The following is a 14,079-nucleotide window of genomic DNA, read 5'->3' on the forward strand; positions in this document are numbered from 1 at the left end:
GAGACACGTTGATGAATTTGATCAGAATTGAATTAAGAAAAATGAAGTTGGGCTGGTATGTCAGAGGTGTCCTTATTGCCAATCTGATAATCATGGGCTTTTTGTGGCTGATTAGTTATTCCGAAAAAGCCGATGGCGGGGTTTCGTTCCAAAGCATGGAGGAAGCGTTTCTCATCATCGGCACTTTCGTCAGAGCGGTATTCATCGTTTTTGGCGCGGTGCTGATCGCAAAATTGGTGATTTCCGAATATAAAAACAAAACCATTCTTGTGATGTTCACGTACCCGATCAGCCGTAAAAAACTGCTCACTGCTAAACTCATGATCGCGGCCGGACTGACATTTATCACGATCCTATTATCGAATATACTTATCGCCGCCGGTTTCTTTGTGATGAACTCGATCTATCATTTCATACCGGGAGAGCTAACTTCTGAAATCATGTCACAGCAGGCCATAAAAATGGCGGTTTTCGCTTTTGGCGCCGCTGGAACGAGTTTAGTTCCCATCTTTTTTGGGATGCGTAAACATTCGGTTCCGGCTACCATCATTTCGTCTGTCGTGATTGTAATGCTTATCAGTTCAACAAGCCCGGGTTTCTCCATTTCGTCTGTTGTTTATATCCCGTTATCCTTGGCAGCTTTCGGTTTGTTGTTTTCATATATGGCGATCAGGAACGCAGACAAACAGGATGCTTGAAAAAAGGCGCCCAACATGAAAGGCCGATGCTATCAGCACCGGCCATTCTATTATGAATCTGTTCTTGTTTCAAGATAATGCGTCTTGCCAATCTCTTTGCTCATCATATAGAAATGGAAGCAATATTCACCGATGGCCATGGCGATCGCGCCAAATAGAGCCGCCAGTGCAACTTCACCGCCAGTCATCCCCATAGAAAGCGGCATGCCCATCAGCCAGATGACGAGGAAGGCCAGACCGAAATCAGCTAACGTCGCAATCATATTATTCCATCTTGGCAATACATAAAGATCGCCCAGCAAATAAGAAATAACCCCTAACACAAGTGTCATTAAGAGCGTATCACCAAACGTGAAACCGAAGCCCAGACCAAGCACTAGATACAACACAATGATTGTCATAATACCTTTAATCGCGAGTGCTTTCACATGTGTCATTCCAAAGTACCTCCTTCTATTTTTATTTGTTATGTATGATTCCTCAAATGCAGAAAGTTAAACCTTATATTGCGTTTTTGCATGCTGTGTAAAAGGAGTGGATGGTTTGTATGAAAGGAAAGTTGTTCACAGTGGTGCTGGTGTGTATGATGTTCGGAGGCGGGTGCAAACCTGCTGAAGAACCCGCGTCAACTGCTCAATCGTCTTCACTATCTGATTCTGCAAAAAACAAAGCTTATGATATTCATGAGGGTTTTATTAAAGCGGAGCGTACATTCGGAACCGAGTTGTTTCAATACATGTCAGCTCAAGACGGGTTAAAGGACAATCTTCTAATTTCCCCGTACAGCTTACAGCAGATGCTGATGATGACGGCAAATGGAGCGGCGGGAGATACATTAAAAGAAATGAAAGCTGCTCTATATTTGTCGGACATTCATGACAGCGCCATTAATGAGTCATCGTTCGGGCTCATGAAAAGGTTTGAATCTTTGACTGAAGGTGACCTGATGACGGCCAATGCTGTATGGACAAGGCTTGAGACCGAGCCGGACTTTAAACAAACGATTAAACAATACTTCTTTGGAAGTGTCTTTAAAATGGATGACAATATTAAAACCGCAAAAAACTCGATCAGTCAGTGGGCGGCTGGCCAAACAAAAGGGCGAATTGACGATATAGCGGATCATCTTTCGCCGAAAGCTGTTTTGGTTTTGATAAACGCCGTCTATTTTCAAGCAAAGTGGGCGCTGCCGTTTGACCCGAATGTGAGCGCTGAGGAGCATTTTTTTCTGCCAGACGGATCGGCCAAAAAACTGCTGATGATGAAGCAGACTGCACGCCTCGCTTACTTAGAAAATGATCTGTTCCAAGCAGTCAAGCTGCCATACGAAGATCAACAACTTTCGTTTACTTTATTTCTGCCGAAGAAAACGCCGGCTTCTTTCATGTCTCTCTTCACCAATCAAAACATAAAAGCATGGGACCGCGAATTTCAGCCAAAAACAGTAAAGCTGAGTATGCCCCGTTTTACATTGAAAGGGAGGTATAACGTAAAATACGCTCTTCGTGATATGGGGCTGATTTCCGTCTTTTCCGATGCTGACTTTTCCAGAATGTTTACTGAAGGCCGGGGTGTTTCAATCGACGATGTGAATCACCATACATTTATCAAGGTGAATGAATCTGGCACCGAGGCTGCGGCTGCCTCGTCAGCGGAAATTGTTGAGGCCGGACTGGCGCCAGACGTTACCTTGACGGCCAACCGCCCATTTTTCTTTGCCATCACTGATGAGCAAACAACAAGTCTTTTGTTTTTAGGCTTTGTCGCAAATCCGCATGAATAAATTAAAAACTTCTCCTGTCCTCCGTCATCACTTTTGAAGTATTGCAATATGATGAAAGGAGATCAAGGGGAGGTGACGTGATGGCGGTCGTGAGAGCAACGAGTGAAGATGTCGATTTGCTGGCAAGGCTGCTCAGAGCTGAAGCGGAAGGCGAAGGCAAGCAGGGGATGCTGCTTGTTGGCAACGTGGGAATTAATCGGCTAAGGGCGAATTGTTCAGATTTTAAAGGCCTCCGCACCATCAGGCAGATGATTTTTCAGCCGCACGCGTTTGAGGCGGTGACTCATGGATATTTTTATCAAAGGGCACGGGAGAGCGAGAAAAGCCTTGCACGCCGGTCGATTAATGGCGAAAGGATCTGGCCTGCAAAATTTAGTTTGTGGTACTTCAGGCCGGAGGGGGACTGTCCGCCCCAGTGGTATAATCAGCCATTTGTAGCCAGATACAAGTCACATTGCTTTTACCAGCCGACTGGGGAAACGTGTGAAAATGTATATAACACATTTTAGAGACAGGGCGCCGTTCAAATTGAACGGTGCTTTTTTTTGAAAAGATATACAATGGAAAATATTCCTGTGAGATAATCAAAGAAAAAAACGGAGATGACAGAATGGCAACAATAGACCTGCAAAAGAAAAGCGTAAAGATCGTACTGGAGAAAAAGCAATTAACGAAGGTGACGGCTCGTGTCGGACTTGTGCTTGATATTACGGGTTCAATGAGAACGCTCTATAAAAACGGAACGGTTCAAAACGTGGTGGAACGGATTTTGGCGGTGGCCGATCAATTTGATGATAACGGCTTACTGGATGTATGGGTGTATGATAACGAATTCTCCCGATTAAAGCCAGTTTCTGAAAAAGATTTTTCGGGCTATGTCAATCGAGAAATTTTGAATAATGACCGCTTGCATAAATTCGGCAGAAATGATGAGCCGCCGGTCATGAAGGACGTGCTGCGCAAATATATTGCAGAGGAACCCAGTTCTTCTCCCGCTTTCATCGTTTTTATTAATGATGGAGGCTGTAAAAAGTCGATCAAATCAATTATTGAAGCCTCTTCTGACAAGCCGGTGTTTTGGCAGTTTGTCGGCATCGGAAACGGAAACTTCGATTTTCTCAATAAACTGGATACGTTAGAAGGACGTGTCGTTGATAATTCGAGCTTCCTGCGTATCGAAGAGATCGACCGTATTTCTGATGACGAGCTTTATGACGCTTTGCTTACTGAATTTCCATTTTGGCTGAAAGAAGCGAAGAAAAAAGGGATTGTAAGAGAACAAGAGCCACCTGCTGAAAAGCCGAAAAAGAAGGGCTTCTTCAGCAGATTATTTTCAAAATAACTGGTGCGGCACTGAGTCATTCTGCGAAATGGCTCGGTGTTTTTGTTTTTTTAAGATCATGTGAAGAAAAATAGTCCGAATGGGCGGCTTGCAAACGACAGGATATGCGGAAAACGCGCCATTTAGCCAGCTTTCGGCAAGTTTCAGCGGCAGGCTTGTGAGTGAAGACCTGTTTCTGTAGTTCAGCGCTTACAATCGGTTCACACTTCTTCACATCCATTTAACAATGATCTCCTATAATGGAGGCGATCAATGAGAAGAGAGGGGATCTTGAATGGCATACGACAGTCGTTTTGATGAATGGGTACAGAAGTTGAAAGAGGAAAGCTTTCAAAACAATACGTTTGACCGCCGCAAATTTATTCAAGGAGCGGGGAAGATTGCAGGGCTTTCTCTTGGATTAACGATTGCTCAGTCAGTTGGTGCATTTGAAGTCAATGCTGCGCCTAAGTTCTCTAGCTATCCGTTTACGCTAGGGGTCGCGTCTGGAGATCCGCTTTCTGACAGTGTCGTGCTCTGGACGCGTCTTGCGCCAGATCCGCTGAACGGCGGGGGAATGCCGAAGCAGGCGATCCCAGTCAAATGGGAGGTCGCAAAGGATGAGCATTTCCGCAAGATCGTGAGAAAGGGCACCCAGATGGCCAAACCGAGTCTCGCCCACTCTGTTCACATAGAAGCGGACGGGCTTGAGCCAAATAAAGTGTACTATTATCGTTTCAAAACCGGACATGAACTAAGCCCTGTCGGAAAAACAAAAACATTGCCCGCCCCTGGCGCGAATGTGCCGAAAATGACCTTTGCGTTCGCTTCCTGCCAGCAATATGAGCATGGATATTATACGGCCTACAAGCATATGGCGAAGGAAAAGCTTGATCTTGTCTTCCATCTCGGTGACTACATCTATGAATACGGTCCAAATGAATATGTTTCAAAAACAGGCAATGTCCGCACGCACAGCAGCGCAGAAATCATAACGCTGCAAGACTATCGGAACCGCCATGCCCAATATCGTTCTGATGCCAATTTAAAAGCTGCACATGCGGCGTTCCCTTGGGTTGTGACATGGGATGACCATGAAGTCGAAAACAACTATGCCAATAAAATCCCGGAAAAAGGACAGTCGGTTGAAGCATTCGTGCTCCGCCGCGCGGCTGCGTATCAGGCGTACTATGAACATATGCCGCTCCGCATCTCCTCTCTGCCGAACGGTCCGGATATGCAGCTGTACCGTCATTTTACGTACGGAAACCTGGCGTCCTTCAATGTTCTTGATACCCGCCAGTATAGAGATGACCAGGCCAATAATGACGGCAATAAGCCTCCTTCCGATGAATCGCTCAATCCGAATCGGACTTTGTTAGGAAAAGAACAGGAGCAGTGGCTCTTCAACAATTTGAGCAACTCAAACGCTTACTGGAATGTGCTGCCGCAGCAGATTTTCTTTGCGAAGTGGAACTTTGGAACAAGCGCTAGCCCGATCTACAGCATGGATTCGTGGGACGGCTATCCGGCTCAGCGCGAGCGGGTCATCAATTTCATTAAAAGTAAAAATCTGAATAATGTTGTTGTGCTGACAGGTGATGTACATGCAAGCTGGGCATCAAATCTGCACGTCGACTTTGAGAAGACAAGTTCAAAGATTTTCGGGGCTGAGTTTGTCGGAACTTCGATCACCTCTGGAGGGAACGGCGCGGATAAACGGGCGGACACAGACAAAATTTTAAAAGAAAATCCGCACATTAAGTTTTTTAACGACTATCGCGGATATGTCCGCTGTACCGTGACGCCTCACCAGTGGAAAGCCGATTATCGGGTAATACCGTTTGTGACAGAGCCTGACGCAGCCATTTCAACTAGGGCTTCATTCGTTTATCAAAAGGACCAAACTGGATTGAAAAAGGTATCCTCCACGACAGTCCAAGGCGGGGTGAAGCAATCCGATGAAGTCGAAGAGGATCGTTTTTTTGCACACAACAAAGCCCACGAAAAACAAATGATTAAGAAACGGGCAAAAATCACGAATTAAGGAGTGGAAAGTATGTTTTCAAACATTGGAATACCGGGCTTGATTCTGATCTTTGTCATCGCCCTCATTATTTTTGGCCCTTCAAAGCTGCCGGAAATCGGACGTGCCGCCGGACGGACACTGCTGGAATTTAAAAGCGCCACAAAATCACTTGTGTCTGGTGATGAAAAAGATGAAAAATCAGCTGAGCTGACAGCGGTAAAGCAGGACAAAAACGCGGGCTGAGTGCTGATGAGGCAGACACCGGGTCTGCCTCTTTTTTTATGAAAAGGAGGGCTTTTTTGAATGGATAAAAAAGAAACCCATCTGATCGGGCATTTAGAAGAGCTTCGCCGCCGGATTATCGTGACACTCGCGGTCTTTCTTCTATTTCTTATCACGGCTTTTTTGTTTGTGCAGGATATTTATGACTGGCTGATTCGAGATTTGGATGGGAAGCTGGCTGTGCTTGGACCGAGTGAAATTCTCTGGGTGTATATGATGCTTGCCGGTATTTGTGCCATTGCGGCTTCCATCCCTGTTGCCGCTTACCAGCTATGGCGTTTCGTAGCCCCGGCGCTGACGAAAACGGAGCGCAAGGTGACGGTCATGTACATACCCGGGTTATTTGCGTTATTTTTGGCGGGCATCTCTTTTGGATACTTTGTCTTATTTCCGATCGTACTCAGTTTTTTGACTCATTTGTCTTCCGGGCATTTTGAAACAATGTTTACGGCGGACCGCTATTTCAGGTTTATGGTGAATTTGAGCCTGCCGTTTGGCTTTCTGTTTGAAATGCCTTTAGTGGTGATGTTTTTAACAAGGCTGGGCATCTTAAATCCCTACAGGCTGGCCAAAGCGAGAAAGTTGTCCTATTTTTTGCTGATTGTCGTGTCCGTATTGATTACACCGCCTGATTTCATTTCTGATTTTCTCGTTATGATCCCTCTGTTTGTCTTGTTTGAAGTGAGTGTCACCCTATCGGCGTTTGTCTACAAAAAGAGGCTGACGAGCGAAACGGCGGCCGCTTAGTGCAGCGTCCCGCCGGGTGACTTCAAATCTTGCTCGTATTGTGCGGCCGTAACAGCGGCGATCCTCAATGCCCGGACCATCGTGTCCAAGCTGAGGCTCGGCGCTGTTTTGTCGATGGTCTGCTCCGGAATGAAGGGGATATGAATAAACCCGCCGCGTATGTGCGGGGATGTCCGGCTAATGTGATCCATTAATCCGTAGAACAAATAATTGCATACAAATGTGCCTGCTGTATAAGAGACAGCGGCTGGAATGCCGTTTTCCTTCATTTTCGCAGTCATGCGTTTCACGGGAAGCCCGGTCCAGTAAGCGGCGGGCCCGCCTGGAGAAATCTCTTCATCAATCGGCTGATGTCCTTCATTATCGGGGATGCGCGCGTCTGTAAGATTGATCGCCACCCGTTCGGGCGTGATTTGCATTCGCCCGCCGGCTTGGCCGACACAGATCACGACATCCGGCTGATGCTTCTGAATGGCTTGCCGCAGAGTGTCCAGAGCGGTTTTAAAAACAGTCGGAATTTGTTCTGCTGTGATGATTGCTTCATCTGTTTCAAAGCCATTCAGCCGTTTCGCCGCTTCCCATGATGGATTGACGGTTTCTTTGTCAAAAGGGTCAAAGCCTGTGATCAGCACTTTTTTTCTCATCTTCCCATCTCCTTTTTCCTTTTATTTTATTGTTTATTTTTAGGTTTTTCCTCAAAATAATGAAAAGGAGTGAATCGCCAATGGAACATTTACCGCAGCAGTATCGTCAGTTGTTCCCAACCGTGCAGACACATACGATGCTTGCCAGCTGTTCTCAGAGCGCGTTGGCAGAGCCGGTGTCAAGGGCGATCAACGACTATCATGACAGCCTGCTCCATATGGGGACAAACTGGAATGAAGCGGTCGAAAAAACAGAGAGTGCGAGGAACGAGTTTGCAAAGCTGATAGGGGCTGAACCGGATGAAATTGCGATTGTGCCGTCAGTTTCCGATGCGCTGGTCTCTGTCGCAGCCTCTTTATCTGTTTTTGAAAAGAAGCATGTTGTGTATACGGAGATGGACTTTCCGGCGGTGTCCCATGTTTGGCAGTCACAATCCGATTATACCGTATCTGTCATTCCGTCATTAGACGGGGGACTGCCTCTCGAACAATATGAAACACATATTACCGATGAAACAGTGCTGACGTGTGTTCCGCACGTTCATTATCGTGACGGCTTTGTTCAGGATGTAAAAGCGATCGCTGCGATTTCAAAGAGAAAGGGTTCTTTGTTATTTGTGGATGCTTATCAATCAGCGGGGCACATTCCCATTGATGTGAAGGAGTGGGGAGTAGATATGCTGGCGGCAGGCACGCGGAAGTATTTGCTTGGTATACCGGGAATGGCGTTTCTTTATGTGAGAAAGGAGCTGGCGGATGCGCTTAAGCCGAAAGCATCAGCTTGGTTCGGCAGAGAGAACGGATTTGATGAGGCTTATGCGACAGGTGCGCGGCGTTTTCAAACAGGCACCCCTGCTTTTATCAGTGTATACGCAGCGGCATCGGCTTTATCACTGCTGAATCATATCGGGGTTTCTCATATCCGGGATCATGTGAAAACGATCTGTGCCGATGCCTGTCGATATGCTGCTGAAAAAGGCCTGAAGCTGGCGGCGGCACAAGCGGGGCATCATCCCGGAATGGTTGCGATCCGGGATGAGCGGGCATCGGAAACGGCGGCGCTGCTGAAGAAGAAAAAAGTGATTTGCGCGCCGCGGGACACTGTCATCCGTCTGGCTCCCCACTTTTACAACACGAAGGATGAATTGCGTCATGCGATTGATAAAATCGCAGCGGTTTTCTCCGCGCGCTGATTGCGGCACATGTAAACATACAAAAGCCCCTGACCTTGAGATCAGGGGCTTTTTCATATTAATGATCAACCTTAACCCGCTTCAAAAAGAAAGCGCCAATTAAACCGATAATCGCCACAATCATCGCGAACACAAACGCATGCTGTACGCCCGCTGTCAAAGCCTGCGGGATGACTGCCGGATCGGCAGGATTTTTGGCTGTGTTCATATAATCATGCTGGCCCGCAGCCATAATGCTGACCGCAACCGCTGTTCCGATAGCGCCCGCCATTTGCTGGAGCGTGTTCATGATGGCGGTGCCGTCTGGATAAAACTCGCGCGGAAGCTGGTTTAAACCATTTGTCTGCGCAGGCATCATAATCATAGAGATCCCGATCATCAAGCAGGTGTGCAAGATGATAATCATCACAGCCGTTGAAGTTGTAGTGACGTTCGAGAAGAGCCAAAGGACAACAGTGACAATCACAAATCCCGGAATGACAAGCCATTTCGGTCCGTATTTGTCGAACAGACGGCCTGTAACAGGGGACATTAAACCGTTTAAAATGCCGCCCGGCAAGAGAATGAGACCAGCAGCAAATGCCGTCAGGACTAAGCCGCCTTGCAGATACATCGGCAGAAGCAGCATAGACGACAGGATGACCATCATGCAAATGAACACCATGAGCACGCCCAAAATAAACATCGGGTATTTGAATGCACGGAGGTTCATCATCGGCTGCTTCATCGTTAGCTGGCGGATTGAAAATAGGATAAGACCGACAACGCCGACAATCAGTGAGACGATAACAGTCGGGCTGGACCATCCGCCGGAGCCTTCACCAGCGTTGCTGAATCCAAACACAATGCCGCCGAAACCAATCGTCGACAGGATGATAGACAAAACATCAATTTTCGGCTTTGTAATCTCAGATACATTTTGCATGTATGCCATACCGTAAACAAGTGCAAGCACAAGGAACGGAAGAGAGATCCAGAAAATCCAGTGCCAGTTGAGGTGCTCCAGAACCAATCCGGAAAAAGTCGGGCCGATGGCTGGCGCAAACATAATGACAAGCCCGATCGTTCCCATCGCCGCGCCTCGTTTATGCGGCGGAAAAATCACCAAAATCGTGTTAAACATCAGCGGCAGTAAAAGCCCCGTTCCAATAGCCTGAACGATTCTAGCCGCTAATAAAAACGGAAAGCTCGGCGCAAGCGCCGCGATCAAGGTGCCTGCAATTGAAAAGATAAGTGACACGGTAAAAAGCTGTCTTGTTGTGAACCACTGCAATAGCAGGCCAGATACAGGAACGAGGATACCAAGTACAAGCAGGTAGCCTGTCGTCAACCATTGAACAGTTGACGCTGTAATGTTCAATTCCTTCATAAGATCGGTTAACGCGATATTCAGTGCCGTTTCACTGAACATGCCGATAAAACCGGCCAACAGCAAGGAAATCATAATCGGCATCACTTTGTATTGCGGAGATGCTTTAGCTGCTGTTTCCAAAATCATTTCCCCTCTCTGTCAGCTGAATGTATTCATTCAGCTTGTATAAGTATGTCTTTTTTTATCTCTTCAGCAGGGCAGGAATGCGGTTGGAGATATGAAGGAGCGGTGTGCTGTTTTTTGCCGTCAAAGATAGAAGAATACCGCCTTCAATCATCGCGTTAATCACGGTGCTGGCTTCCTTAGCATGGCTTTCGCTAAAGCCTGCCTGCCGCAGTTTTTCCTCATACACAAGGGCCCACTCTTTGTAGGCTTCATGACAGGCATCCCTCAATGGTTCGCTTTTCAATGACGTCTCAGCCGCAAGCAAACCGACAGGCAAGCCTTCTATGTCTTCCGTACATGAAAATTGGCACGATAACTCCTTCAAAAAGGCTTGAATGCCTTCCGCCGGATCGGTGTACGCTTCCATGCAGTCCGCGATTTTCTGGCGGATATAATCCTTCATCTCATTCACCGCTTCGATCGCCAGCTGTTCTTTACCGCCCGGAAAGTGGTAATAAAGAGAGCCTTTAGGCGCGCCGCTTTCCTTTATAATCTGGCTCAGCCCCGTGCCGTAATAACCTTGCAGCTGAAAAAGCCGGGTAGCTGCCGAAAGGATTTTCTCACGGGAATCTCCATAACTCATAACATTCCCACCTCACTGAATTGCAATCAAAAATATAGTGACTGGTCTATTATCATGATTCAACCATCAGTTGTCAAGAGAAATTGACTGTATGAAAAACAAAAATTGAAGGGACTCTGGGTGCTTTTGGCTATCTTTATCTTTGAATTTGCAAATGGTAAAATGATCTAAGAAACCGATAAGGGAGGTCTCCCTCATTTGCGATTCAATAGATACACAATGATCCTCATTCTTCTTGCCGCAGTATCTCACGTCATTTCAATATACGTATTTCACCAAGGCATCTTAGCTTATCTTCTTGCCATTATCTTTTTATTATTCGCTGGCTATTCCACGAAATTCACTAAACCCAAAGACGAAAATCAAACCAAATAAAAAAGAGAGAAAAGGATTACTCCTCTTCTCTCTTTTTTTTATGCCTTTTCCACACACCATCAAGAAAGAATGCAACTGTAATAACAACAACTAAAACTGTTAATGTCACAGTGAAAGAAAAATGTTCTCTAACAATTGACATGAATAATGCCCCTAATACTCCAAACACAAAACTCTTTAGTAAATTCACTGCGAAGTTCAAACCTTTCTTCATTTTCGTAGGAAAATAATGCCAGAACTATTGATTGGAAGTAAGTGCAAAAATTGAATGACCTTTAGTAAAGACGACGTGATACTCACTGCTTAACAATCTAACAATGAACAGAAACAAATCGAGACAGCACCGAAAATGATGGTCATATTGAACTCAGCGGCGAGAATATTGTCAATATATTCATTTTAAAAACAAAAATAGGAAAAAAGGTATCCCTCCGAACCTTAAAATCTCTTTAAAAATAAGGTGAAATTACCCTTTACCTAATTAATTTGGTAACGTAATATAATTGAAGAATTTGTTACAAAAAAAGGAGGATTTTATGAAATTTGTAAAAAGTAAGTTCATTGCACTTGTAACAATTTTGGTACTGTCTGTTACATCGCTGTTTGCGGTGCAGCCGTCAGCAAAGGCCGCTGAACACAATCCGGTTGTTATGGTACACGGTATTGGAGGAGCATCATTCAATTTTGCGGGTATTAAGAGTTATCTCGTCTCTCAAGGCTGGTCACGGAGCAAGCTGTATGCAGTTGATTTTTGGGACAAGACAGGCACGAATTATAACAATGGCCCTGTATTATCACGTTTTGTGCAAAAGGTGTTGGACGAAACAGGTGCGCAAAAAGTGGATATTGTCGCTCACAGCATGGGGGGCGCGAACTCACTTTATTACATAAAAAATCTGGACGGCGGAAACAAAATTGAAAACGTCGTAACGCTTGGCGGCGCGAATCGTTTGACGACAGGCAAGGCGCTGCCGGGAACAGATCCTAATCAAAAGATTTTGTACACATCCATTTACAGCAGTGCCGATATGATTGTCATGAATTATTTATCAAGATTAGACGGTGCTAAAAACGTTCAAATTCATGGTGTTGGCCACATCGGCCTTCTATACAGCAGCCAAGTCAACAGCCTGATTAAAGAAGGACTGAACGGCGGTGGCCAAAATACGAACTAATGAGAAACATAACCTTGAAGAATGTCTATTCTTCAAGGTTATTCTGCTTTCAGCACAACCGTTTTCGCCGCCATATCATGAACGGCTTGTTTTTTCTTCGTAAAGGCGGCTGTCAAATAGATCAGGCGGGAGAATACATGCACCCACGCGATTATGTAACGGGCAATGGCCTGTGGGAGGGTGATTTTCTCGCATGTTTCGTCCCTCACAATTTGCAGCCCGATGATTTTTTTTCCGAATGTACCCTTCCAATTTGTCAGCGGCATCAGCAAAGGATACACAAGCAGCATCAAAATGGCGGCAACAATGACGCCGGCGGACCCGTCCCCCAACGTAAATCCGGATGCCAAAATCACTGCGGCTGCGATGATCACATCAAGTATGAGAGCGCAGGCGCGCAGCATAAAACCAGCTGGTTCCAACATTCCTAATGATTGTAAAAAAGAAGAGCCTTAAGCGGGAATCGGTTAAAAGTCATAAATCACAAAATCTAGTTAAAATGTCATAGGTAAATTAACATCGCCAGCCGGCTTTTCATATTACCAAATTCTTTTTTAGCCCGAAACCAAGCCCTCAGAAGTTATTTTTGTTAAAATAGAAAAGTTACAACAGAATTCGGAGGGTTTATTGTGGGAAAAGTGAAACGAAATGCCCCTTGCCCGTGCGGCAGCGGCAAGAAATATAAAAAATGCTGCGGAAGTAAAGTTGTCGACTTCCCGACAGAACTAGCGGCAAAAGAAGCAAAACAAATTCAGGAAGACTTAGTGGAGTTTGCCTTCACCGTACATAGAGAAAGCATGTCAGGATTTATCAATCAGCATGATTTTCTTTCAGCTATGGACAGACAGACGAAAGACATCAGCGTATTTAACTTAGGGATCTGGGGAATCTTCTTCCACCCTCTTGCTGGTGAAAAGACCATTTTCGAAGATTACCTTCAGAAAAAAGGCGATTCGATCACTCGTCCGAAAACGCGTGAGATCGTTGAATCATGGAAGAGCATGACACCTGCGTTATTGCTGCTGCAAGACCTGAAAGAAGGTGTCATTCACTTTGAGGATGTGATTACGACAAAACAATTCGAAGTGGAAATGGATAAAAATAACCAAGACCTTCCGCCAGTGGGAAGCCTGATTCTCGGCTATCCGATCCATGAAGCGGAAAAAGCAGAATTCTTCATGCAGTTCACGATCTTTCCGGTGAAGAGAACCGAAGCGCTGATCAGCAAGGTGAAGAAATATGCGGATGCCGCTGTGAAGAACGGCAAAACGCCGGAGGATTTCATGAAACAAGAATTCAACAACGTTCTGTTCGCGCTGTTAGCGGAGAAAGAGGAAGAGCCGCAAGCAGAGGCAGCGGAAGAGAGCAGCGTTGAGTGGGCAAACGACATGGAGAAAGAAACAGCTGCGGCTATCGAAGAAGGCATGAGCGGAGATGAGTATCCGACTGAATTGATTCCGGCTGTCATTGATATCTGGAAAACATTCTGCGAGAAAAAATCACCTGTCATCAGAAAACCGGAAGCTTTTGCGGCGGCAGTTGAATATTATGTAAATGCGATTTCTCTTAACGGCGCGTCCGTTTCTCAAGCTAAACTGGCGAAAAAATACGGCGTAAGCGCATCTACCATTTCCAGCCGCTACAAAGAAATTGAAAGCACGCTGCAAGACGAAGCGGATCGCTTTGCGCAAGCGTTATCCTCATAATGAAAA

At 45.8% G+C, this 14,079-nt stretch carries 16 protein-coding genes and 2 pseudogenes; 11 read left to right on the top strand and 7 right to left on the bottom strand.

Translation table 11 applies throughout. The features are described 5' to 3' along the window. The first annotated feature begins 11 nt into the window (after positions 1 to 11). Positions 12 to 698 carry an ABC transporter permease gene (locus ABZM97_RS01535; protein ID WP_087993176.1) on the top strand — a complete coding sequence of 229 codons (687 nt, stop codon included), beginning with the start codon at positions 12 to 14 and terminating at the stop codon, positions 696 to 698. On the opposite strand, the pseudogene ABZM97_RS01540 reads toward ABZM97_RS01535, so the two are convergent. Next, positions 662 to 789: pseudogene (locus ABZM97_RS01540) on the bottom strand (hypothetical protein); the annotation flags it as partial. The gene ABZM97_RS01535 and the pseudogene ABZM97_RS01540 sit on opposite strands and share 37 nt — an antisense overlap. After that, entirely contained in the window at positions 749 to 1,135 is a 387-nt protein-coding gene (locus tag ABZM97_RS01545; RefSeq protein WP_202328654.1) for a YndM family protein, read from the bottom strand. The gene ABZM97_RS01545 and the pseudogene ABZM97_RS01540, both read right to left, overlap by 41 nt. A gap of 110 nt (positions 1,136 to 1,245) precedes the next feature. Here ABZM97_RS01545 and ABZM97_RS01550 point away from each other — a divergent pair, with 110 nt between their 5' ends. From ABZM97_RS01550 to tatC, 7 genes and pseudogenes are all read left to right on the top strand, one after another. After that, positions 1,246 to 2,481 (top strand): serpin family protein, encoded by a 1,236-nt coding sequence (locus ABZM97_RS01550; protein WP_202328656.1) that lies wholly within the window; start codon positions 1,246 to 1,248, stop codon positions 2,479 to 2,481. 80 nt (positions 2,482 to 2,561) lie between these two features. After that, positions 2,562 to 2,990, top strand: coding sequence for a cell wall hydrolase (locus tag ABZM97_RS01555; protein WP_367387140.1), 429 nt, complete (start codon positions 2,562 to 2,564; stop codon positions 2,988 to 2,990). 101 nt (positions 2,991 to 3,091) lie between these two features. Further along, positions 3,092 to 3,823 (top strand): VWA domain-containing protein, encoded by a 732-nt coding sequence (locus tag ABZM97_RS01560; RefSeq protein WP_367387141.1) that lies wholly within the window; start codon positions 3,092 to 3,094, stop codon positions 3,821 to 3,823. 79 nt (positions 3,824 to 3,902) lie between these two features. Then, a pseudogene (locus ABZM97_RS01565) lies at positions 3,903 to 4,079 on the top strand (hypothetical protein). Positions 4,080 to 4,097: 18 nt separating this feature from the next. Continuing rightward, the gene (gene phoD, locus ABZM97_RS01570; RefSeq protein ID WP_367387142.1) at positions 4,098 to 5,849 is read left to right on the top strand and encodes an alkaline phosphatase PhoD; all 1,752 of its coding nucleotides are present in this window, start codon (positions 4,098 to 4,100) and stop codon (positions 5,847 to 5,849) included. Between the two features lie 12 nt (positions 5,850 to 5,861). Beyond that, a complete protein-coding gene (tatAD, locus tag ABZM97_RS01575) occupies positions 5,862 to 6,074 on the top strand; it encodes a sec-independent protein translocase protein TatAD (protein WP_166854393.1) in 213 nt (70 codons plus the stop codon). Positions 6,075 to 6,134: 60 nt separating this feature from the next. Then, positions 6,135 to 6,860, top strand: a complete 726-nt coding sequence (gene tatC / locus ABZM97_RS01580; RefSeq protein ID WP_087993094.1) for a twin-arginine translocase subunit TatC — start codon at positions 6,135 to 6,137, stop codon at positions 6,858 to 6,860. Here tatC and pcp read toward each other — a convergent pair. Next, positions 6,857 to 7,504 (bottom strand): pyroglutamyl-peptidase I, encoded by a 648-nt coding sequence (gene pcp / locus ABZM97_RS01585; RefSeq protein WP_087993095.1) that lies wholly within the window; start codon positions 7,502 to 7,504, stop codon positions 6,857 to 6,859. The two genes, tatC and pcp, sit on opposite strands and share 4 nt — an antisense overlap. Before the next feature lie 80 nt (positions 7,505 to 7,584). On the opposite strand from pcp, the gene ABZM97_RS01590 reads away from it, so the two are divergent. Then, positions 7,585 to 8,697 carry an aminotransferase class V-fold PLP-dependent enzyme gene (locus ABZM97_RS01590; protein ID WP_367387143.1) on the top strand — a complete coding sequence of 371 codons (1,113 nt, stop codon included), beginning with the start codon at positions 7,585 to 7,587 and terminating at the stop codon, positions 8,695 to 8,697. A 58-nt stretch (positions 8,698 to 8,755) separates the two neighbouring features. Here ABZM97_RS01590 and lmr(B) read toward each other — a convergent pair whose 3' ends face one another. The 3 genes from lmr(B) to ABZM97_RS01605 all read right to left on the bottom strand — a co-directional run bounded on the left by lmr(B) (position 8,756) and on the right by ABZM97_RS01605 (position 11,334). Further along, positions 8,756 to 10,195, bottom strand: coding sequence for a lincomycin efflux MFS transporter Lmr(B) (gene lmr(B), locus ABZM97_RS01595; protein WP_087993097.1), 1,440 nt, complete (start codon positions 10,193 to 10,195; stop codon positions 8,756 to 8,758). 55 nt (positions 10,196 to 10,250) lie between these two features. Next, on the bottom strand, positions 10,251 to 10,817 hold the full coding sequence (locus tag ABZM97_RS01600) for a TetR/AcrR family transcriptional regulator (protein WP_087993098.1): 567 nt from the start codon (positions 10,815 to 10,817) through the stop codon (positions 10,251 to 10,253). Positions 10,818 to 11,208: 391 nt separating this feature from the next. Next, positions 11,209 to 11,334: a hypothetical protein gene (locus tag ABZM97_RS01605; RefSeq protein WP_277986992.1), complete on the bottom strand. Its 126-nt coding sequence runs from the start codon at positions 11,332 to 11,334 to the stop codon at positions 11,209 to 11,211. A 394-nt stretch (positions 11,335 to 11,728) separates the two neighbouring features. Here ABZM97_RS01605 and lipA point away from each other — a divergent pair, with 394 nt between their 5' ends. Then, on the top strand, positions 11,729 to 12,367 hold the full coding sequence (gene lipA / locus ABZM97_RS01610) for a lipase LipA (protein ID WP_087993099.1): 639 nt from the start codon (positions 11,729 to 11,731) through the stop codon (positions 12,365 to 12,367). Between the two features lie 38 nt (positions 12,368 to 12,405). Here lipA and ABZM97_RS01615 read toward each other — a convergent pair whose 3' ends face one another. Next, a complete protein-coding gene (locus ABZM97_RS01615; RefSeq protein ID WP_367387467.1) occupies positions 12,406 to 12,789 on the bottom strand; it encodes an RDD family protein in 384 nt (127 codons plus the stop codon). A 207-nt stretch (positions 12,790 to 12,996) separates the two neighbouring features. On the opposite strand from ABZM97_RS01615, the gene ABZM97_RS01620 reads away from it, so the two are divergent. Further along, positions 12,997 to 14,073 (top strand): helix-turn-helix domain-containing protein, encoded by a 1,077-nt coding sequence (locus ABZM97_RS01620; RefSeq protein ID WP_087993101.1) that lies wholly within the window; start codon positions 12,997 to 12,999, stop codon positions 14,071 to 14,073. Positions 14,074 to 14,079: the final 6 nt, after the last annotated feature.

The organism is Bacillus vallismortis (assembly GCF_040784915.1).
Classification (GTDB): Bacteria; Bacillota; Bacilli; order Bacillales; family Bacillaceae; genus Bacillus; species Bacillus subtilis_G.